The following is a 20,804-nucleotide window of genomic DNA, read 5'->3' as shown; positions in this document are numbered from 1 at the left end:
TGTCTCAGGGGTGATATTGCTGAGGTATACCTACCCGTCAAAGAATAGCTATATCAGTATTTATATCAGTTAATGCTTCTTTTCGTATAGTACCCTAGCTATTCCGTGTTTTTGCGGTATGCACCCGGACAATGGCCGCACGTCTTCTAAATCCTCCCCGTGCGATGCGGGCTCAGGCCTCCGGGGCTGGGCTGGGATAGATCCACAGCGGGTGGGGTGGGATCACTGGGTTTACCTGCCCTCCCACTGGGATAACCTGGCTGATGGGTAGGCGGGCGTGGAGGGTGTGCCCGGAGGGAGTAGCGAGACAATAGTTGTATTCTCGACCTAAAAACTGGCGACTTTTGACGTGCAGCAGCCCCTGATCGACCGCTTGCAGGGCCAGATCTTCCTGACGAATCATCACCTCCCCCTGGGCCAGGGTATCGGCGGGAGGGAGCCCATCAGCCTGGATCACCTGGGTCAGGGTGCCCAATTCGGTCTCCCAGCCCTGGGGGGTGCGGCGGGCCGGGAGAAAGTTGGCCTGGGTGACAAAGCTGGCAATAAAACGGGACGCGGGGGCGGTATAGACCATTTCGGGGCTGCCCCACTGCTCTAACCGTCCCTGGCGCATCACGGCCACCTGATCCGCCATCGCGAGGGCTTCCTCCTGATCGTGGGTAACGAAGACCCCGGAGGCGTTCACCTGTTTCAGCACATCTCGCACCTCCTGGCGCAGATGGATCCGCACCTGCACATCTAGGTTACTAAAGGGTTCATCCAGCAAAATAATCGTGGGCCGAGGGGCCAGGGCACGGGCCAGGGCCACCCGCTGCTGTTGCCCGCCAGACAGTTCGTGGGGAAAGCGCGTCTCAAACCCAGTCAACCCCACCAGGGCAATGGATTCCTGGGTCTGGGCCTGCACCTGCTTAGGGTTCAAACTGCCCAGACGAACTAAGGACTGAAGCCCAAAGGCCACATTTTTCTCCACCGTCAGATGGGGAAACAGGGCATAGTCCTGGAACACAATGCCCACATCCCGCCGCTCTGGGGGGATCCAGCAGGGGCCACAGACGGGCTGCTGCCCCAGGTAGATGGTGCCCTGATCGGGGTGTTCAAACCCGGCAATCAGCCGCAGCAGGGTGGTTTTGCCACAACCCGAAGGCCCCAGCAACGCCAAAATCTCGCCCTGGCACAACCCGAGGCTCACCCCGTCCACCGCCGGGGGGCCATGGGGGGTATATCGCTTCGTAATGGCATCAAGGCGCAGAATATCCTGGGAAGTCATCGCGTGAGTCACTGTGGGCAACGGGGAAGGTAAGGCCCACCCTGCCAGACATCCTACCCTTTATTGACGATGGTTTGCATTAACCCTCACCATCCTATCGGCTTGATGTTCTACCGACCCGCCGCCCTATCTTGCTGAACCATTAGGCCGCTATTTCGGCCATCGCCACCTCGGTAATGGGGGAGAGGTCAATGGCCACGGTATCGGCGGGCTGGGGCTGGAAGCGGTTCCACTGCTCTAAATATTGGGCCAAATGCTGGTCGCCCGCTGCAATGCGTCGATGCAGGAGATCCCGTACTCGGTCTTCCTCCACTTGGTGCTGCTCAGGGCTAAAAAAGCCCGCAAACAGGGCCGTTCGCAGCCACACCAGATAGGTGGTGAGGGCATCAAAGTGGTTGTATTCCACAATGGCCCGCAGGTTGCCCTCCACCCAGAGATCGACGACGCTACTGCCGTCTGTGCCCATCTTGCCGGGAATACCCATCGCCGCCGCCAGCTCGTGCAGAGAGGGGGTGCCAATGCCCCAACCGCTAACCAGGTTTTTAATGTCGATGTGGGCCTCGGTGTGGCGGGCAAAGTAGTCGATGCCCTCCCAGGGTTTGTCTGGGCGATGGCAAAAATCCTTAGCGGCAATGCCCGTGACCATGCCCCGCTGGAGCAGAATCGGTAGATCGGAAGTGTGGGAGTTAAACCCGACTAACTGGGGCTTTTGCTGACCCACGTAGCCCAAAAACGTGGCGATTAATTCCCCTTCTGCCATGGGCTGGTCGAGGTGCTTGGGCAGGGCCGTTAGCCGCAGCGTCACCTCGCCCTTACGGGATTGTTCCCGGATCACCGCCGCCACCGATACCACCCGACACAGGGCTGTTTTCAGGTAGGGCCGAGGTTTCTCCTCCGTGGCTCCGCCCTGTTGCCACATCACCTGAAACACCTCTCCATCGGGTAGGATCTCCGGCAACCGATACACTCGCCGCCCTGAGGGTGCATCGGGCACCCATTCCAAGTCAAACGCACACACCCGCTGACCCACGGACTTAAACACAGCGATCCTCCCTGAGGTCAATGCACAACATGGGGCTTTAGTCGCAGCCAGCGTTCCCGCCGCCCACGCCCCTGAGCCTTGCTTATAAGCTGCCCAGGCTTCGGCCCGGTGCCCTAAACGCCGCCCAAGTTCCGCCAGTTGTCGTAGATGTCGCCGTAGGTTGCGCTGGGAGAGAACGCTAAAAATCGGTTAGTTTGGCGATGAAGGGTCTGGCTAGGAAAAAACTCGCGATGGTTTTGGCATCCACGGCTTCCCCGGCCATGATGGCCTTTTCAAACTGGGCCGGGGTCATCAACACCACTTCCATATCTTCGTCTTCGTCCCCCTCCACGGCCTCCACGGGTTCCAGGTCGGTGGCCAGAAAAGCATAGATGAACTCGTCGGAATAACCCGGAGCGAGGGGAAAGGTGCCGATGGGGAGCCAGGTGGTGGCGGCATAGCCCGTTTCTTCCTGGATTTCGCGGCGAATGGTCTCCGCTGGCGATTCGTTGGGTTCGATGGTGCCTGCCGGAAATTCTAGCAGCCGCCCCAATACCGCAAACCGATACTGCCGCAGCAAAATCAGGCGACCATCATCGGTGAGGGGCACCGCTAGGGCACCGCCGGGATGGCGCACACATTCCCACTCTCCCTCGGCCTGGTTGGGCAGACGCAGACGATTGACCTCAAAGTTGAACTTACGGCCTTCGTAGAATAAGCGCCGTTTCAGCAGTTGGGGAGGTTCGTGGCCGAGGGGCATAGGGTTGCCTAGGGTGCGGGATGGTCGGGGAGACGGTTTTGATAAGAGCGCTGACATGACCGTCAGCATTGAGCATAATGCTTATTGTACTTGCCTACGGTTGGCCCTGCTGCGGCTGGAGCCTGGGCTAGAGACCGCAATCACGCTAATATCGGGTTTGCCTGAAACGGTTGCAGAACTTAACCCCATGACGTAGACCATCTATCTCGGTGGCGGCTACGACAAACTCCCGCATATAGGTTAGGTCGTTTTAGGTCAGGTCGTTAGCTGTAGGGCGTTGAAGTCGCTGTGGACGGTTTTTTAAACTTAAACAAGCCCTGTCAGGTCACCTCCCACGATTGCGTGGCGACGGTGCGGCGGCTGTTGGGCACTCCCAAAGTGGGCCATGGCGGCACGCTCGATCCCTTGGCTGAGGGGGTGCTGCCTTTAGCGGTGGGACGGGCCACGCGGCTGCTACCCTACCTGGCGGCAGACAAAGCCTACCGAGCTGTGATTCGCTTTGGCCTGACCACCACCACCGACGACCTAGAGGGCGACGTGCTGAGCCATTGCCTCGCCACGGATTTGACCCTAGAGACCGTCCAAGCGGCCCTGCCGGAGTTTGTAGGCACTCTGGCCCAGGTGCCCCCGGTGTTTAGCGCCATTCAGGTGCAGGGGAAGCGCCTGTACGATTTGGCCCGCCGAGGCCAAGTGGTGACGCCGCCCCCGCGTACCGTCGTGATCCACCGCCTCACGGTGCAGGGCTGGCAACCGGGAGACTATCCCGAACTCACCCTAACGGTGGACTGTGGCCCCGGTACCTACATCCGATCCTTGGCCCGCGATTTGGGTCAACAGGTAGGGACGGGGGCCACCCTCGCCCACCTCACCCGCACCCGCAGCAATGGGTTTGATCTGGCCTCCAGTCTGACCCTCGATCAGGTGAAGCAGCAGGTAGAGAGCCAGACCATCCAACTCCATGCCCCAGAATCGGCCCTCACCCATCTGCCAACCCTGCCCCTAGACACCGATCTGGCCCGTCGCTGGCAGCAGGGTCAAAAGTTTCCGCCCCCGGTGCCCCTAGAGGCCGATCAGCCCTACCGCATTCTGTCCGCCGAGGGCCGCGACTTCCTAGGCATTGGCCAGTTGGAATGGCGGGACGGGGAACCCATCCTGAAGGCCAAGATGGTCTTAAAACCCTGGGCCTAGGGACAAAGGGTGCCCGGTGCGGCCCAGGCAAACTCGGGTCTGGCGCAGCCGAAGCGTTGCCCCGCCTGATCTAAGGCCCAGCCCGTCTCGGTGAGGGTCAGATCAATGCGCTGCTCAATGGCGGCCACCGAATCATCACACAGGCCCACCTTGGTGGCGAGAACGGCCATGCCACCGTCGTCCAGAGCTTCCACCCGCACCTGGGAAACCCGAAAGCACTCCCAGGTTTCTGGTTCTTGCAGGAGCGATTGCGCCAAACTAAAGGGGGTTAACTCCCCCGTTGGCAGGTCAAAGCTGGCGTCATCCACGATGTCGTACACCTCCCAATCGGGGAGGTAGGGGGGCAGGGTGGTGGTCGTCGCTTCGGTAACTGAAGAAGCGGTGGTGGCAGGGGCGGAACAAGCCGCAACCACGGTGGCCAAAGCGGCCAATCCTAACCAACCTGCCGAGCGCCCCTTAAACTTTGTCATCATCATGATTCATGCCTCACAATCACACGGTTATTGAAGTTGTCGATATTGAAGTTGTTGAATTCTGCCCTCTGAATCCTGCCCCTTGCCCCCTGCATCAAGCCCTCCGGAAGTCGCCCTTGTATCAGACTGGATCGGCCCCCAACGGTGGATCGGCCCAACGGGTTCAAAGCCACAGCGTCCCCCTAATCAAGTCGGAATCACCATGGATGTATTAGAACAACTGCGCCAAGATTATCAGCGCTTTCCCCACCAGCAGAGCTATCACCTCTATGCGGAGGATGTGTATTTTAAGGATCCCCTCAACGAGTTTCGTGGCCTTCAGCGTTACCAGCAGATGATTGGCTTCATCACCCGTTGGTTCCAAGCCATTGACCTACAACTCCACGCCATTGAGTACGTTGACCCCCACCACATCCACAGCCGCTGGACCTTGAACTGGGTCGCGCCGCTGCCCTGGAAGCCCGCCATGGGTATCCCCGGACGTAGCGAACTCACCTTGAATGACGCGGGCAAAATTTGTGCCCACATCGACCATTGGGACTGTTCTCGCTGGGCCGTTCTGCAACAGGTATTTGGCCAAAAGGGCCAGACTTAGAACCCCTAGACGACAGATCAGGCTACCAGGTTCCATGCACCACTGTTGTGGGTCGCATCCCAAGCATGACGCCACCCTAGAATGACACCACCCTAGCCTGCACACGGACACGACGGAGGTGACGCACCAGCCGCAGGGCTTGGTGGTGGTAGAGGGGCTGGGGAATGGTGCCTGGGATTTGGGCCATGAACTGGCGGGCAGTACCTAGATTGAGCCCCGTGATGCGGGCAATTTCGGAGGCTCCATCAAAGCCAGCATCGGCGGTGAGGGCGGCTTCTACCTCCACCGCCCAGACCTTGGGGGCCAGTTGTCGCTGCTCGATGCGGCGCAACCCCTGGATGGAGGCCAACACCACCAGGCGATCCCCTGGGTAGAGCACGGTGTCCTCCGAGGGCATCACCTGTCCTGTGTGATTTGGCCGCTGGTGCCAAACGGGCACGACGCCGTAGCCATAGGCAATGTCCGACAGCAGCAACTCGTTGAGGGTGTCGTGGGCCTCGATGGTGTATTGGGTGACCAGCACCGTTTGGTGATGCAGCCGAAACAGGGCAATCACATCCTCGCCAAAGGCGGCTCCCGCAAAGGCTTCGGCGGAAATAGCCGAGGCGCAAATCGCCTGGGTAAAGGGAAAAATCTGGGCCACCCGGTTGGTGAAGCGCTGGTCGTAGGTGCGAATGATGGCGCGGCAGTGGGGATTGAGGCGGTGGGCCATGAGGCCAAGTTCTAGGTTTTGAATTTCGTCATCGCTGACGGCCACCACACTTTTGGCGGTGCCCAGGTTGGCCCGTTCTAGGGCGGTGGCAATGTCCCCGGTCAGCAGGGGAATGGTGGGCAGCAGGTCGGTATCGACCATCTGGGGCATGATGCCGACCACGGGCTGCTTTAGATCTTGCAGCAGGCTGATCACCTGACGCCCCACCCGGCCCAGCCAGATCACCACCACATGATCCCGTTCCGGCACGGGCGGACGCCGCTCCATGAACTCGAAGCGCAGGGAGAGCAGCTTTTCCGTCAACAGGGCATAGAGCACCCCCACAAAGGCGGCCCCGGCCACGGTCAACACCACCCCAAAGCTTTGCAATAGACGAGGGTGATCAAACTCGGCCAGGGTTTCATAGACATCGCCGTAGCCACCAAACAGGGTAATGAAGGTGAGCAAAAAAGCTTCAAAGCGGGACATTTCCGCCGGAGCATTGGCATCCAGCAGGGCCGTGCCCAGTAGACACAGCCCCGCCACCGTTCCCCCGCAAAGCATCGCCACCTGACGAATGGGGTTAGGTGTCTCGCCCCCCTGCCACCAACGCACTAGGCGGTCTCGGAGGGCCGTCCACTGAGCCCCCTGGTGGATCGCTGGCCCATCTCCCTGCCCTTGGCCCCGCTTTTGGCCACGCCGCGCCAAGCGCCCCTGATCCTCCCTGGCCATCGGGGAAGCCGCTTGCACAGGGGGACTATCACAGTCCAAACAGACGACCTCATCACCGGGCTGGAGGAGGTCGTGGGGTTGCCAGCCATAAAACAGAGCCGACGGGCTCACCTGGGCCGGGGAGACCTTCTCATCCCCAGCCTGGGGCCGATGGTGGGACAGGAGCCGCCGCTGGCGACTGTTCAGTTCGTGCAGGGGACGATGGCGACACCAAGGATGACCCGCCTCTAGCCGCTGCCGCACCACCTGAAACCGATGGCCCTCTAGGGTGAAGTAGCCCAGTAGGGTGTCTCCCAGTGCCTCTAGGGCAAAGGCGGGGGCCGCCAGTTGGGTGGGCTCGAAGGCAACGAAGTGATCCAACTGTTGCTCCATCAGGTCATTCAGGTTTTGCTGACCTGATCGCATCACCAACTGCACCTGGGGGTTCAGTACCCGCGCCGTTAGGGCCGCCTCCAGGTTCACCCGCTCATCTTGGGTGACTAGCAACACCGCCCGACAATGGTGTACCCCCGCCCGTTCTAGCACCTCACTAGAACGACAATCACCAATCACCAAATGGTCGATGAGATCGGGAACCTGGGCGGTTTCCCACTGTTCCGGTTGGGCGTCATTCACTCCATATACGGGTACCCCAAAGGTTTTCAGATTGATCACACAATGCTGGCCCAAACTCCCTAACCCACAGACTAAAAAAGCGGCCTGTGCTGCCGACCCCGATGCCGGGGCCGGATCGGGGTCGATGGAGGAATGCCCCAAGGAATCGGCAGAGAACGCTACGGAGGAATCGGCAGAGGAATCCCCTGGGGGCATCGCAGAGATAGGATCCGCTCGATCTGGCATGGATACTCACCCAGGACTCAGGCAACGGTTGGCCACCACGGGAGACGGCGCAGAACCTCCTCCACCATAGTCCGAAGTCGGGATTTGCAGCGGTATTCTGCAACGCTATCCCTAGGCCCGAGATCTATCCCGATAGGCCATGGACTGAGCGTGGCTGGGACTGTGGCACTCCCCCCAAGCCCGTTCCGCCTGAGTAGGTGTGGTTAGCCACTGGGCCAAGAATCGCCGCAGCCATCCCTCCACCGATTGCCGATAGAGGCGATGGTGGCTGATGTGGTAGGTGCGGCCCTGGGCACCGGGGTAGGCGAGTTGATCGGCCCCCTCCGTCGTCCAGTGGTTCACCATGGTGGTGGTAATTTCGGGATGAAATTGCAGCCCATAGGCCCGCTGGTAGCCAAAGGCTTGATGGCTAAAGGTGTTTCCCTTAGCCAACAGGTGGGCACCCTGGGGTACCTCAAAGCCCTCCTGGTGCCACTGATATACCAGCATGGGCCGGGGCAGGAAGGTTCGCCCCACTGGGGTCGGAGTAATTGGGTAATAGCCAATTTCCCGCAGACCATCGGGGTGGGGAGCCACCTTCGCCCCTAGGGTACGGGCCAACAACTGCGCCCCTAGGCAAATTCCCAGATAGGGTTTTTGGGCGGTCACCACCGTAGGAATCCAGTCTAGTTCTTGGCGAATGAAGGGCAGGTGATCATCGTTGGCGCTCATGGGGCCACCAAACACGATGGCGGCACTGTGGTGATCTAAGGTTGGCGGCAACGCATCCCCCACTGCCAAACAGCGGATATCCAGGCGATAGCCCATCTCCGCCAAAATTGCCCCTACCAGCCCAGGGGTGGAAGTAGCCTGATGAACCAGGGTCAAAATCGGCAGCGGCGAGCGTTGGAGGGTCATAGAACTGGAGTCAATGGGCCAAAAATTATGAATGGGCTGAAAGGATCGGGAATCGCCCTAACGGTAGGCTATCCCGACCTTAAGACTCTCCCTACCTTAGCCTAAGCCCTGGCTTGAAACAGCCCACCCTGAGCCAATCCAAAGGTCTCTGCACCCGTGAGAAACCGGGGCGATAGAAGACGAATCCCTGGATGACTAGCGGCGGCGGTTGATCAACACAATGTAGTACAGCAGATTGAGGAAGGCATAGAAGGCCGTAGCCACGTAGGTGAGGGCGGCGGCACTGAGGACGGCCTTAGCGCCTTTGTTTTCCTCGCCTTGCAGGATGCCCAGTTCGTCGATGAGGCGGAGGGCGCGACCGGAGGCGTCAAATTCTACGGGCAGGGTGACCACATGGAACAGCAGCACCGCCGCAAAGAAGAAGATGCCGATCCAGGCGAGGTTGAGGAAATTGAGAATCAGCCCTGCCATAATCAAGATGGGGCCAAGGCGAGAACCCAGGTTTACGGCAGGAACGAGGGCCGCTCGCAGGTTCATGAACTTGTAGCCTTCCACATCTTGCAGAACATGGCCACATTCGTGGGCGGCCACGGCGGCGGCGGCGAGGGAGGTGGAGTTGTAGATCCCCTCGGACAACCGCACAGCCTTGGCGCTGGGGTCGTAGTGGTCGGTGAGTTCGCCCGCCACGGGTTCGATGCGAATACCGCTGACCCCTTTTTTCATCAAAATGGTTTGGGCCACTTGGGCTCCCGTCATCCCCATGGTGGATTGCACTTGAGAATAGCGGCGATAGGTGCCCTTGACCTTGGATTGGGCTAAGAACATCAGGGCCATGCCGGGAAGCATCAGCAACAGATAAATCGGATCGAAGTAGAACATAGGGCTGCTCAGAATGGGGGATGGGGTGGCCCGGTGACCGAGACCTAGGCCATGGGGACATCAAATCATCTAAATCACAGAAATCATAGCAGTCTCTTCCCAAAGCCGAAGGATCGCCAAACCGACTGTCCCGGACGGTCTTCAGCACCCCTGGGTTGAGGTATCTCAATGGGGTGGGATGGGGACGCGCTTACTCCCGCGTTTTTGTTGGTACATGGCGTGGTCGGCCTCGGCCCAGGCGGCTTTGAGCCCTCGGCTGGGGTGTCGGGTAGCCACCCCCACGGATGCCTGAATCTGGCCACTGAAGAGGGCACGTTGAAGCCGCTCGGCCAGCCATTGCCCCTGGATAGTCGAACATTCGGTACAGAGCACCACAAATTCATCGCCACCAATGCGAGCCACCACGTCGTGCTTGCGGGTTTCCTGGCTCAAAATTTGCCCCGCCCGTTGGATCAAATCATCCCCGGCGGCATGGCCCAGGCTATCGTTCACCACCTTTAGGTTGTCTAAATCAATCACCACCACACAGGCGGGAAAGCCATAGTTGGCGCAGCTTTCTTCCTCTTCGGCCATGAGTTGATCCCAGCCTCGGCGATTGTAGAGCCCGGTGAGGGCATCGGTGAAGGCTTCGGTTTGGAGGCGGTCGGCGCGGCGGGCTTGCTCGGCGGCGGCCATGTCGGCGTGGAGGATGGAACTCAGCAGCTTGGCCAACAGTTCAATCAGGGGCAGATGTTCGGTAATGGCGTCGGGTTGGGGGGTGGGGTCGATGGCGCACAGGGTGCCAAACAGGGTGCCATCCTCGGTAGCCAGGGGCACCCCCACGTAGGCTCCAATTTTCACCTGGGCGGCGATGGGAGCCTCGGCGTAGGCGGGCACCAAAATGGAATTGGGGGCAATGCAAGGGCCTTTCCCAGCCACCATGCGCGAGCAAAAGGAATCTGTCCAGCGAAACACATCCCCCTGTTTCACCCCGTAGCCCTGATCCTGGGCCTGGAGCACAATCCAGTCTTCGCCCTCGGTGCGGGTCACCATCCACAGCCCAAAGCCCAAGGTCTGCTGAAGGTAGGTCAAAACGGCCTTGGCAGCGGCGTTAAAGTCTGGGAATAGATCAGCATCAGGACGGATCAACACGCTTTTACCCATGATGAAACATAGTCTAGTAATGCCCTACTTGGGTTCCAAACGCTAAATTAGACACAAATTGAGATGGGTGGACAGGGGAAGGGAACAGCGCACCCAGCCCCCTAGGCCCAACCCCATTCACCACCCCATCGCCCCCAAAAGAGCTAGGACAAAAATAGGCCACTTTCCGAACAGATGCCTCGCATAGGCCGATCCCAAACGTCCCTAGGCAGGCTGGGCAGGCGGGCATATTCAAACACAATTCCCACCGTGGGCACCGTGCGCCAGGGCGGCTGGCTTAACATGCGGTCGTAGTATCCGGCCCCATAACCCAGGCGATAGCCCTTCACATCGCAGGCGACGGCGGGCACTAGGATTAAATCCACCAGGTTGGCATCCACTTCAGGAGATTCTGGGTGAGGCTCTAAAATTCCGTAGGCTCCCTTGGTGAGGGGCCAGGGGTTCTGGGCTGTCCAGAGGTGCCAATGTAGGTCTTTCCCCACGCAGCGGGGCAGGCCCCAGTAGGCATGGCGCTGCGTCAAGGGGCTGAGGTCAGGTTCTTGGCGGAAGCTGGTGTAGGCCAGAATCACGCGGCAACGACGGAAATAGTCCCAGTGGTCGAGGTGATCGCAAATTTGGTCGCTCTTCTGTCGCCACACCTGGGCAGGGATTTTTTGCCGAGCCTGGAGCAGGCGGCGACGCAGGTCGGTTTTGGCTTCGCGGTTGAGTTCGGCGGGAGTGGGCACGGGGCACGGGTGGGGGAAGACAGGGCGTTCGACACTAGGTCTAGGCTAACCCTGATAGGGGAAAATTTCGACCCTGGTTACTTTCCACTTCGGCATTGATAGCGCGACGGTAGGTGTCCACAATGTGGTTGGGCAAAATGTCGCCGCCCTGGCTAAGGAAGGCCCATTCTTCGCCAATGTGGACAAATTCCGCCCGCAGACGGGTGGGGGGCATGGTGGGGATGGGGTCGGCTAGGTTGGTGATGCGGTAGCTGTTGGGCAAAATTTGGGCATAGCTACGGGAAAAGTTGGGGTTGCCCACCCTGGGCGTGGCATAGACATAGACCTGAAGCTGGGACTGAAGTGTGGGCATGGCGAGGGCAATATCCAACGCCAAAATCGTCGCCAGAGCCGCACCGAGGCTGTGACCGGACACGTAGCAGGGTTTGTTGGGGTTAATTTGGCGCACCGCATCCACCGCCAAGGGGTTGATGATGCCATCGGCGATGCGGCGAAATCCGGTGTGGATGCGCCCGATGGGCTGATCGGTATTGGGGTCGATGTAGTCTTGCTGCACGGCGTAGATGTTGCCAATCCATTCGGAGGTGCGCTGGGTGCCGCGAAACACCAGGATGCTGTCGTCGTCAGATTCCAACAAAAAGCCGAAAAACACCTCAATGCGGCGACCCACGCTGACGGCGGTGGTCACGCCCGTGCGGATGACATCTTCGGTTTGGGAGAGGCCGTCTTCTAAGGCGGTGGGGTTGTTGATCAGGGTGGGGTCGTCGATCAACTCCTGGGGAATCTGAATTTCCACGGTGTCGTTAACCTGGCGTTCCTGGCCGCGAAAATTTGTGACCAAGCGGTACTTATCCAGGCTCTTGTCATAGTCAAATAACTGCTGAAGGTTGCCGTCGTAGGTGGGGTCGTTGCGCCCGGTGATGTACTGCTGAGTGGCAAGGCGGCTCAGTAAAATCAGTCGCTTGGAAATTTCGCGGTTGTAGGGAATGGGAGGGGCCGGAAACGCTGCCGAGTCTTGGATGGCCCGAAACTCCTCCACCATGCGGGTATCGCCCGTCACCGCCGCCTGGATGATGTCGTTGGGGTTATAGAACTGGGCCGCGTAGGCATCAATCATCGCCTGTCGCTCGGCGGCCCGCTGCCGACGCATGGACTCAGTGCCAAAGGTGGCCGCACTACCCGCCGCTACACCGCCCATCAAAAAGTGGCGACGATTAATTTTGTCAGCATTGAGATCCATTCGATATTAAAATCCATTCGACTCAACATCTGTACGATTTTGCCATCTCGCCATGCTGATCATCCCTCGCAAAAATGGCGATGCCTAGGCCCAATAGCCTGCAAATTGCCCTGATTTTATCAGGAAACTCTCAGGTGGGGTTGCTAGGTTTAAACCCATGAGGCGCTAGGGTTAGCGAATCTTTGACCATTCCTGGGGCGACCATGGCCACGGTAGGGCACCGCTTACACACCTTTTTCCAACGCTGGGTTGACCTCAACTCGCTTCAGGTGAGGCTCACCGCTGGGGTGGTTTTGGCGTCGCTGGTGGCGATGGCGGGGCTAACTGGGTGGCTGGGCTGGCGTACCCAGGCGATTTTGCTGGATAGTCACGTTCATCAGGCCAGTTTGGTGGTGGCCCGCTTTCGGGAGGATGTGGATCACTACGCAGATCAGATGTCTGTTCAAATGGCGATGCAGAAGGTGATCAATCACCGCACCACCGGGGATCTGGCCCTATGGGTGACGACTTCGGCGGGGGATGTGGTGGCCCAGTCGGAAACGCTCACCATGGGATCGTGGCAGGGATCTGGGGTGGCTGAGGCGCTGCTTACCCAGGCGATGGCGGAAGGCATCGCGATCCAGCCGATTCAAACCTGGGTGTTTGTGGTCTGTGCCGAGCCGTTGGCGATGGAGGGCTTCCCCGCCGCTACCCTGCACTTGGCCAACGACATCACGGCGGAATACCAAGGGCTTCAGCAGTTGATTCGGATGCTGTGGCTAACGGGGTTGGTGATGGTGGCGCTCCTCGCCCTGGTCTGTACCTGGTATATCCGTCGTGCTCTGCGGCCCATTCGCCAGATCAACCACCTCGCCAGCCAGGTGACGGCGGAAACCCTAGGCCATCACTCGTTTGCCCTGCCCACCGCCCCCACGGAGGTGGCCGAGTTGGTGCAGACCTATAATTTGATGCTGACCCGACTGGCCAAGGCTTGGGCACAGCAAAAGCGGTTTATCAACGACATTTCCCACGAGCTACGCACACCGCTGACCCTGGTGCAGGGCTATCTCGACAGCACCCTGCGACGAGCCGATACCCTCACCCCACCCCAGCGCCAGGGGCTAGAAATTGCCGCCGCCGAAACCCACCGCACCATCCACCTATTGACGGAACTACTGGAACTGGCCCGCCTCGACAACCACCAGCGAACCCTGACCCTGGCCCCTGCCGACCTGGTGGATATCGTCAAAGCTGCCATCGCTCTGGCTGAGGATCAGGCGGATGACCCAACCGATGGCCCGTCGCGAATTCGGCTGGAGGCTCCAGGCATATCCCCCGTGGTGCTGGTGGATCGGGAGAGGCTGTGTGCGGCCTTAGTGGAACTGCTAGACAATGCCCTGCGCTATTCCCACCAGCCGATTCGGGTGCAGGTGTTGGGCCAGCCGGATTGGGCCTTGGTGCAAATCCACGACCAAGGGCCGGGGATTCCAGAGCCGGATCAAGCGGCGGTGTTCGACCCCTTCTACCGGGTGGATGAAGACCGATCTCGCCAGGGCGGCGGCACCGGCCTGGGGCTGACCCTAGTGCGATCCTTGGTGGAGGCGATGGCGGGCCAGGTGAGTTTGCGATCCCAGCCCCAGCAGGGTTGCGTCTTTACCATTGCGCTACCCCGATCCTCGGCAGGGTAGCAGAGACCGTAGGGGCGAGGTCTCCTCGCCCACTGATACCCAGGGAAAACCAGTCGGATTTCGTATCCATTGATCAAACATCCATTCATCAAGTATCCATGAATCCACAGGAGGCAAGGCAGGCGATGACAGCAAAGACGCTAGCAAAGATTCTCATGGTGGAGGATGAGGCGAACCTGGCCCAGTTTGTGCAGCTTGAACTGACCTACGAAGGCTATGAGGTGAGCGTGGCCCACGATGGTCTGTCGGGGTTGATGGCGGCCCGTGAGCAAGCGCCCGACCTGATTATTTTGGACTGGATGATGCCGGGACTGAGCGGGGTGGAGGTCTGCCGTCGCCTACGCCAAACTGGATCGAAGATCCCGATCATTTTGCTGACGGCCAAGGACGACATCAGCGACCGGGTGGAAGGGCTAGACGCGGGAGCCAATGACTATGTGATCAAACCCTTCAGCATCGAAGAACTGATGGCACGGGTGCGGGCACACCTGCGCTCCCTCCAGCCCCAGGAGGCCGAGCAGTTAGTCTATGCCGACCTCACCCTAGACCGCAAAAGCCGCCAGGTGATTCGTAATGGGCGATCCATTGAACTAACCGCCAAGGAATTTGACCTGCTGGATTACCTGATGACTTACCCCCGCCAGGTGCTCACCCGCGACCGCATCCTCGAAGAAGTGTGGGGCTACGACTTCATGGGCGACTCCAACATCATCGAGGTCTATATTCGCTACCTGCGCCTCAAACTAGAGGCCGAGGGCGAACCCCGCCTGATTCAAACCGTGCGCGGCGTCGGCTATGTGCTGCGAGAAGCCGCTTTCTCAGCGTAATCTCACGATATTCTAGGCAATCGTCTATCCGCCGCTTAGGGAGGACTCAGGCCAGACCCGCACCATGGGAACTGTAAACCACACACAACACGAGGGACATTTCCCTCCCTAGGAGAACCCCATGAAACGGACTATCATCTCTGGTTTGACGATTCTGATCTCCAGCTTGACCCTGGCCTCAGCGGCGATGGCCTCCCAAACCACAATCCACGATCCAGTCGCAGACTTAAATGGCGACGGCATGGTTAGCCTGGGAGAACTGGTGGACTACAACCGCGACCAGCGTGGATCCTAGCTTAAGGTTTGGGCCGTAGCCATCATCGCTATGCCCAAACCTAGGACAAACTCAAATGGCTCAAGTCAAGATTAGCTAAGGGCTTGGGCCATTTTTGTGATCTGTTACCATGGTAGCCCAAGCCATTGGGCCACACATTAGGGTACGCCATGACCATAGGGCCACCAGGAGAACGGTCGGAATCATGGGCCGATGATGCGTCAGCCGTAGTTGATGGATCACCGTCAGAGAGCGAACAACGGCTGCAAACCATCTTTCACCATTCCAACGACGCCATTTTCTTAATCGACCCCCAGGCCGACCGCTTCCTGGAAGCCAACCCAAAGGCCAGCCAGATGTTGGGCTATAGCCACGAAGAACTGCTGACCACGGTGGCCGTTTCCGCCATTCATCCCCATGACCTATCGGCCTTCCAAGCCTTTGGCCGGACGGTATTGCAGGAGGGCCACGGCTGGACAAACGAACTCTCCTGCATGACCAAACGGGGGGTGGCGGTGCCCGCCGAAATTTCGGCGGCGGTGGTGTCGCTGGAGGGACGACACTGCATCATCTCCATGGTGCGAGACATTACCGAACGCAAACAAGCCCAGGTCGCCACCGAACGACTGGCGGAAATTGGCGAACTCGCCGCCATGATTGTCCACGAAGTCCGTAGCCCCCTCACCACCATTCTGATGGGGCTAGAGTCCTTTCGGGAGATGGCCCTGCCAGAGCGTGCCCAACAACGGCTATCCCTCGCCCTAGAGGAAGCGGATCGGCTCAAGCAATTGCTCAACGAAATTTTGCAGTACGCCCGCGAACCCGTCCTCACAACCCTCCCCTTTGATTTTGTCGCCTTTGCCCAGCAACTCAAGAACCATCTCGCCACCCTGCCCATGGCCAAGGGACGGTCGCTAGTGTTTAGGTCTGACCTCCCCGAAGCCTGGATTTTGGGCGACGTGGACAAACTTAAGCAGGTGTTCATCAACCTGGTACGCAATGCCTGTGAGGCCATCCCCCCTGGGGAGTCGGTGACGTGGCACATTGCCCCTGGCCCCACACCCCATCACCTCTGGGTCAGCATCCACAATGGCGGCGACCCGATTCCGCCAGCGGTGCTAGACAAGATGGGGCAACCTTTTTTCACCACCAAGGCGGGGGGCAATGGCCTGGGCCTTGCCATCGTCCAGCGCATTGTGGAAGCCCACGGGGGAATGTTGACGGTTGAATCTACCGCTGAAGCTGGAACCACCGTTCGCGTTGTGCTGCCCTGTGGCCATAGTGGAGGTGTCAAGCCAGAATGATGATTAACTTCGATTTTTCTAAGGTCTTTTTCAAAGGTTTTACGAAATTCGATGTTCACTCTGTCGGCTCCAGAATCGCAAAGATAGTTTCTCGGCTGACGGGCTCAGAGTCTTTTCCTTCGTCAATGGCTTTCACTAAGGCCATGTCTTCTAAGGCTTCAGAGATGATCTCCTGAAAAAGATCGCGTCTTTCTTGAAAAATTTATAGAATGGCGGCAACGTTCTTGACTTGATGACAGCCTGTGTGATTATCTTCACGATTAGCGCTGGCTAGCGTTGAGAATGGTTAACCCAATGATGGCCTCGGTTTCGTCGTAGCGAATTACAATGTCGTCGTCGGTAAGTTCGCTATCGTCGGCGGATTGAGGGGGATTGTTGAAGTCGATATAAAGTACATCTGCTTCAGCATCATAAACAATGAAAAAAGGTTGTTTGGGTAAGTCTTGTAAAAGGGGTAGAAATTTAAGGTAGGTCTGGACTTCTTGGTAATTAGTCAGGGACATATGGCTATCAAATTTATCCGACTTTAATGCCTCAGAATCGTGATCAAAAAGGAAAAATGGCCATGCTTCCTTTTACAAATGTTTCCATGCTTCATCCTCTTCAGGGGTAAGCCATTCTTCAGCGAGTATGGGTTCGCTGAGTAAGCTAATTTCAAACTCCTCGATTTTTATGGAATCACGATTTTTCTGCGAGAATAGCGATTGAGGCGCACACAGCCTCAAAATCCTGTAAGACTTGTTCATTTGTAAACCTCAAGACGTTTAATCCATAACCTTCTAGAACTCGGCTTCTGTCACTATCGTAAGCTTGTGCGTTGTCACTAAAATGACTGTCTCCATCAACTTCGATGACTAATCTCAGATGGGCACAGTAGAAATCAACAATAAATTGATTGATGGGGCGCTGCCTTAAAACACGATACTTGAAGTCTCGTAAGTATTGATACCATAGTTTTTTCTCGGCTGGGGTCATGTTTTTACGAAGTTGCTTGGCCCTCTCCACTAGGGCAGGGTTGTAGGGTAGATGAAATTCACTGCTGCTAAGTCTGGTCATTGCTAATACTCATCTTTACTCGTTAAGGATTGGATCCCCCCCGGCCCCCCTTGGGAAGGGGGGTGTTTCCTCAAAGTCCCCCTTTTTAAGGGGGATTTAGGGGGATCTCCACTGCGGCTGAGATTGGATCCCCCCCGGCCCCCCTTGGGAAGGGGGGGGTTTACTCAAAGTCCCCCTTTTTAAGGGGGATTTAGGGGGATCTCTACTGCGGCTGAGATTAGATCCCCCCTGGCCCCCCTTGGGAAGGGGGGTGTTTATTTAGCGTTCCCTTTTGGGAAGAAGGATTCCCTTTCAAAGTCCCCCTTTCTAAGGGGGATTTAGGGGGATCTCCACTGCGGCTGAGATTAGATCCCCCCCGGCCCCCTTGGGAAGGGGGGTGTGGAGTGGTCGGATCCCAGGGGCCGATGACGGGTTGGCCGTTTTGTTCTTGGGCGGCGAGGGCGAGGTTGAGGGTTAGGAGTTTTTCGAGGAGGTCGTCGTCTGGGCTGAAGCTGTAGGCTTGGAGGACGAGGGCATCGAGTTGTTTGTGGAGCTTATAGAGCTGGCTGGCGGGTTCATCAAAGTAGGCGTTGTAGAGTTTGGTGATGCCCCATTGTTTTTGCTCCATCTGTTGGCTGCGGTATTGGTGCAGTTCTAGGGCTTTGTCGCGGATTTTTTGCACAATGGCGGGGCTGGGGGTTTGGGGAAAGGGGAAGGTTTCAAAGCAGGTCTGGTGAGTATATCTAGTTCTATCTTCTAGAGTAGAGCTTTGAGCGCTGACCCAAAAACGATGAATCTTTGATGCCAAAATTCCAAATATATAAAAATCATCAGATGTGACTGCTCGCACTGCATTACCAGGTAGCCACTTTGAAGAACATGGAATAAATGCTGCCCATTTTGAAGTCTCTGGGACAGCAAAATAATATGCAATTTTGTCTAACTTCTCTCTTAAAGCTGGCCTACCCTCTCCGTGCCTCCACCAATTTTCCTGATATGACTTCCTTCTATTCTTCTCTCTGACGGGTTTAACCGTTTTCTCCAAATGAGCTAAGACATCCAAATAACTCATAGCATCTTCAATTGCCATATCCCTAAAATCAATGATAAATCTATCAGGTATACACAGAGCATTTTTGGTTAAATTTTCACCAGTTGAAAAGGGCTTTATAATATCGCCATAAACTGAATTTTTATTTAGAAATTTTCCATGATCTTCTCTGCTTAGGATAAATCCTTTGCCAATTGGCGTAATTCCTTGAAAGCAATAATTTAGATTTGATGATATTTTCTGAGTGTTTGAAATATCTGCTGTAGATGTTAAAGACGAGTTAATTTTAGTCACTAGACAGTTGTCTAGATAAAGTAAGGCGGGTGTTTTCTTTGTCCAGTTAACTATACTTACATCAACGTTTGCTTCTCCTGACCAGTCTTGCGTAGATACGGCTTCATGTATAAATCCACTATTTTGAGTTATGTAGTCTAAGGATGCTATTCGGCTCTTACCCTGGCTTATAGAATTAGTACCTACGAGGCCAGCTCTGCCATCTTCAAACATATGATCATGAGCTAGCCGAAACCAGTAGCAACAGAAGTCAACGGAGTCCTTGACCTCTGGAAAATGTTTAAGAACGCGATCAATATAGTCATCTCCCATAGCAATACGCATATATTTTCCACCCAAAAATGGCGGATTCCCAATAATCGCGTCAGCCTTGGGCCATTCAGTAAACAGCGCATCTTGGCAGCGGATATTGTCGTCTAGGGTATCTAGGGGCAAATTGGCTTCCGTTAGGCCAAGGCGGTCGATGGCGACTTTGCGGGCAATCATCAGCGTCACGCGGGCCAATTCTACGGCAAAGGGGTTATTATCGAGGCCAAAGAATTGTAGGGGCGTCACAAAACCCATCTGAATTTGGTCGCGAGGGGAGCGGCGACGTTCGGCAATTTTGTCTAGCAGGTCTTGTTCAATTTGTTTCAGTTCTTGATAGGCAATGTAGAGAAAGTTGCCAGATCCACAGGCCGGATCTAGCACTCGATATTGTTGGAGTTCTAGCTGGAGGGCATTGAGTTCGCCGATGGTGTTGGCTTGGTCGATGCGGTCTTCCCAATAGCGGGAAATGGTGGGGCGCACAATTTTCATGATGTCCGCCTCGGAGGTGTAGTGAATGCCGTGGGCGTGGCGTTCTTTACTGTCGATGGCGGATTCAAAAATGCTGCCAAAAATAGCGGGGCGTACCTTGCTCCAGTCCTCTAGGGCCGAAATTTCCAGCAGCTTTAGCTCTTGCTTGGTGAGGTCAATAGGGTCGATGTGGCGAAACAGCCCACCATTAAAATACTCAACCCCTTCAAACCGTCCGGCGGGGGTAATGCCGGGGGTATTCATCTCTCGAAAAAGCCCCCCCAGCACATCGTAGGAACTGGCCCCCGTTTGCAGACAATCTTGCACACAGGCTACAAACAGACTGTTGGGCAACAGGTTGCGGTCTTCGGCAAACATGGCCAACACGCACTGCAACACAAACCGCTGGGCCACCAGGGCCGCCTCTGGTCGGTCAATGCGGCGAACGTGCATCAGGCGTTCTTGCAGGGTTTGGTATAGCTCGCCCATGCGTTTGGCGGCCTTTTCCGTCACCACCACCTGGTTGTTGCCAAAGACCGATTTCCGCTCCTGCACCTCCATAAAGCCAAAGGTGGCCACCCGTTCCGGCAGATGGGCCAGGGGCACCCTATCGATGGGCGTATCGATTTGGGTATCGAAGTCGTAGACCCAAAATTCATCAAAATTGCACAGCATCACATAGCGAGGCCGATTCGGCACCGCCCGCTGCCAATAGTCAAACGCCTGGGAATAGTGCTTGCTGAGGTCGGCCCCCCGCTTCTTCATTTCAATCAGCACACGGGGCTTCCACACCAGGTCGGCAAAGCCTGTTTTGCCCTTCTTGCTGCCCTTGTGGATGCGTTCTTCGTAGGTGGCCCCGGCTTCGATGGCTCCGGCGTGGCCAAAGGCGCGAAAAAATTGATTCAGGAAACTCTGGGCTTCCCCCTTTTCGTCTCCCTTCAGATATTCAGAAACGTAATTCACAAAGGTGTGCAGACGTTCGGCGGTGGTGGACATAGGCACAGACTGGGGCAGGCGTATCCTCACATCTTAGTGCCCCTGTTGAGAGGAGACCCGATGACCTCATACCAAATCCGCATGGGACGACCCCAATTCCCAACCCCATTCAACCGTAGAGGCAACGC

19 protein-coding genes are annotated in these 20,804 nt (G+C 57.1%); 6 read left to right on the top strand and 13 right to left on the bottom strand.

Features of this window, described 5'->3' with window-relative positions; genetic code table 11:
* Window positions 1-172 precede the first annotated feature (172 nt).
* From H6G62_RS08095 to H6G62_RS08085, 3 genes are all read right to left on the bottom strand, one after another.
* Window positions 173-1,267 (bottom strand): ABC transporter ATP-binding protein, encoded by a 1,095-nt coding sequence (locus H6G62_RS08095; protein WP_190493871.1) that lies wholly within the window; start codon window positions 1,265-1,267, stop codon window positions 173-175.
* A 142-nt stretch (window positions 1,268-1,409) separates the two neighbouring features.
* Window positions 1,410-2,309, bottom strand: coding sequence for a 3'-5' exonuclease (locus tag H6G62_RS08090; protein ID WP_190493869.1), 900 nt, complete (start codon window positions 2,307-2,309; stop codon window positions 1,410-1,412).
* A 178-nt stretch (window positions 2,310-2,487) separates the two neighbouring features.
* Complete coding sequence (locus H6G62_RS08085; protein WP_190493913.1) at window positions 2,488-3,048, bottom strand: NUDIX hydrolase; 561 nt, start codon at window positions 3,046-3,048, stop codon at window positions 2,488-2,490.
* Between the two features lie 288 nt (window positions 3,049-3,336).
* Between H6G62_RS08085 and truB the strand changes: the two genes are divergently transcribed.
* Window positions 3,337-4,236: a tRNA pseudouridine(55) synthase TruB gene (gene truB / locus H6G62_RS27740; protein WP_190493867.1), complete on the top strand. Its 900-nt coding sequence runs from the start codon at window positions 3,337-3,339 to the stop codon at window positions 4,234-4,236.
* Here truB and H6G62_RS08075 read toward each other — a convergent pair.
* Window positions 4,233-4,712: a hypothetical protein gene (locus tag H6G62_RS08075; RefSeq protein ID WP_190493865.1), complete on the bottom strand. Its 480-nt coding sequence runs from the start codon at window positions 4,710-4,712 to the stop codon at window positions 4,233-4,235. The two genes, truB and H6G62_RS08075, sit on opposite strands and share 4 nt — an antisense overlap.
* Before the next feature lie 199 nt (window positions 4,713-4,911).
* Here H6G62_RS08075 and H6G62_RS08070 point away from each other — a divergent pair, with 199 nt between their 5' ends.
* Window positions 4,912-5,304: a DUF2358 domain-containing protein gene (locus H6G62_RS08070; protein ID WP_190493863.1), complete on the top strand. Its 393-nt coding sequence runs from the start codon at window positions 4,912-4,914 to the stop codon at window positions 5,302-5,304.
* A gap of 76 nt (window positions 5,305-5,380) precedes the next feature.
* On the opposite strand, the gene H6G62_RS08065 is transcribed toward H6G62_RS08070, so the two are convergent.
* The 6 genes from H6G62_RS08065 to H6G62_RS08040 all read right to left on the bottom strand — a co-directional run bounded on the left by H6G62_RS08065 (window position 5,381) and on the right by H6G62_RS08040 (window position 12,451).
* Complete coding sequence (locus tag H6G62_RS08065) at window positions 5,381-7,567, bottom strand: potassium channel protein (protein WP_199324828.1); 2,187 nt, start codon at window positions 7,565-7,567, stop codon at window positions 5,381-5,383.
* Window positions 7,568-7,678: 111 nt separating this feature from the next.
* Window positions 7,679-8,464 (bottom strand): glutamine amidotransferase, encoded by a 786-nt coding sequence (locus tag H6G62_RS08060; protein ID WP_190493861.1) that lies wholly within the window; start codon window positions 8,462-8,464, stop codon window positions 7,679-7,681.
* A 195-nt stretch (window positions 8,465-8,659) separates the two neighbouring features.
* Complete coding sequence (locus H6G62_RS08055) at window positions 8,660-9,343, bottom strand: zinc metallopeptidase (protein ID WP_190493859.1); 684 nt, start codon at window positions 9,341-9,343, stop codon at window positions 8,660-8,662.
* Window positions 9,344-9,508: 165 nt separating this feature from the next.
* Window positions 9,509-10,474 (bottom strand): sensor domain-containing diguanylate cyclase, encoded by a 966-nt coding sequence (locus H6G62_RS08050; protein ID WP_347239310.1) that lies wholly within the window; start codon window positions 10,472-10,474, stop codon window positions 9,509-9,511.
* Window positions 10,475-10,629: 155 nt separating this feature from the next.
* On the bottom strand, window positions 10,630-11,211 hold the full coding sequence (locus H6G62_RS08045; protein WP_190493855.1) for a 5-formyltetrahydrofolate cyclo-ligase: 582 nt from the start codon (window positions 11,209-11,211) through the stop codon (window positions 10,630-10,632).
* Between the two features lie 40 nt (window positions 11,212-11,251).
* On the bottom strand, window positions 11,252-12,451 hold the full coding sequence (locus tag H6G62_RS08040) for a lipase (RefSeq protein ID WP_190493853.1): 1,200 nt from the start codon (window positions 12,449-12,451) through the stop codon (window positions 11,252-11,254).
* A 203-nt stretch (window positions 12,452-12,654) separates the two neighbouring features.
* Here H6G62_RS08040 and H6G62_RS08035 point away from each other — a divergent pair, with 203 nt between their 5' ends.
* From H6G62_RS08035 to H6G62_RS08020, 4 genes are all read left to right on the top strand, one after another.
* Complete coding sequence (locus tag H6G62_RS08035; protein ID WP_190493851.1) at window positions 12,655-14,118, top strand: HAMP domain-containing sensor histidine kinase; 1,464 nt, start codon at window positions 12,655-12,657, stop codon at window positions 14,116-14,118.
* Between the two features lie 125 nt (window positions 14,119-14,243).
* Window positions 14,244-14,945, top strand: coding sequence for a response regulator transcription factor (locus tag H6G62_RS08030; protein ID WP_190493849.1), 702 nt, complete (start codon window positions 14,244-14,246; stop codon window positions 14,943-14,945).
* A 121-nt stretch (window positions 14,946-15,066) separates the two neighbouring features.
* On the top strand, window positions 15,067-15,240 hold the full coding sequence (locus H6G62_RS08025) for a hypothetical protein (protein ID WP_190493847.1): 174 nt from the start codon (window positions 15,067-15,069) through the stop codon (window positions 15,238-15,240).
* 149 nt (window positions 15,241-15,389) lie between these two features.
* Window positions 15,390-16,523, top strand: a complete 1,134-nt coding sequence (locus H6G62_RS08020) for an ATP-binding protein (protein ID WP_190493845.1) — start codon at window positions 15,390-15,392, stop codon at window positions 16,521-16,523.
* A 260-nt stretch (window positions 16,524-16,783) separates the two neighbouring features.
* On the opposite strand, the gene H6G62_RS08015 is transcribed toward H6G62_RS08020, so the two are convergent.
* From H6G62_RS08015 to H6G62_RS08005, 3 genes are all read right to left on the bottom strand, one after another.
* Window positions 16,784-17,026 carry a DUF2283 domain-containing protein gene (locus H6G62_RS08015; protein ID WP_190493843.1) on the bottom strand — a complete coding sequence of 81 codons (243 nt, stop codon included), beginning with the start codon at window positions 17,024-17,026 and terminating at the stop codon, window positions 16,784-16,786.
* A gap of 175 nt (window positions 17,027-17,201) precedes the next feature.
* Window positions 17,202-17,579 (bottom strand): endonuclease domain-containing protein, encoded by a 378-nt coding sequence (locus H6G62_RS08010; protein ID WP_190493841.1) that lies wholly within the window; start codon window positions 17,577-17,579, stop codon window positions 17,202-17,204.
* 217 nt (window positions 17,580-17,796) lie between these two features.
* A complete protein-coding gene (locus tag H6G62_RS08005) occupies window positions 17,797-20,676 on the bottom strand; it encodes a DNA methyltransferase (RefSeq protein ID WP_190493909.1) in 2,880 nt (959 codons plus the stop codon).
* Between the last annotated feature and the right edge of the window lie 128 nt (window positions 20,677-20,804).

Source organism: Phormidium sp. FACHB-1136, from assembly GCF_014697375.1.
Lineage (GTDB): Bacteria > Cyanobacteriota > Cyanobacteriia > Phormidesmidales > Phormidesmidaceae > Nodosilinea.
This window is presented reverse-complemented; position numbering and strand designations above follow the sequence as displayed.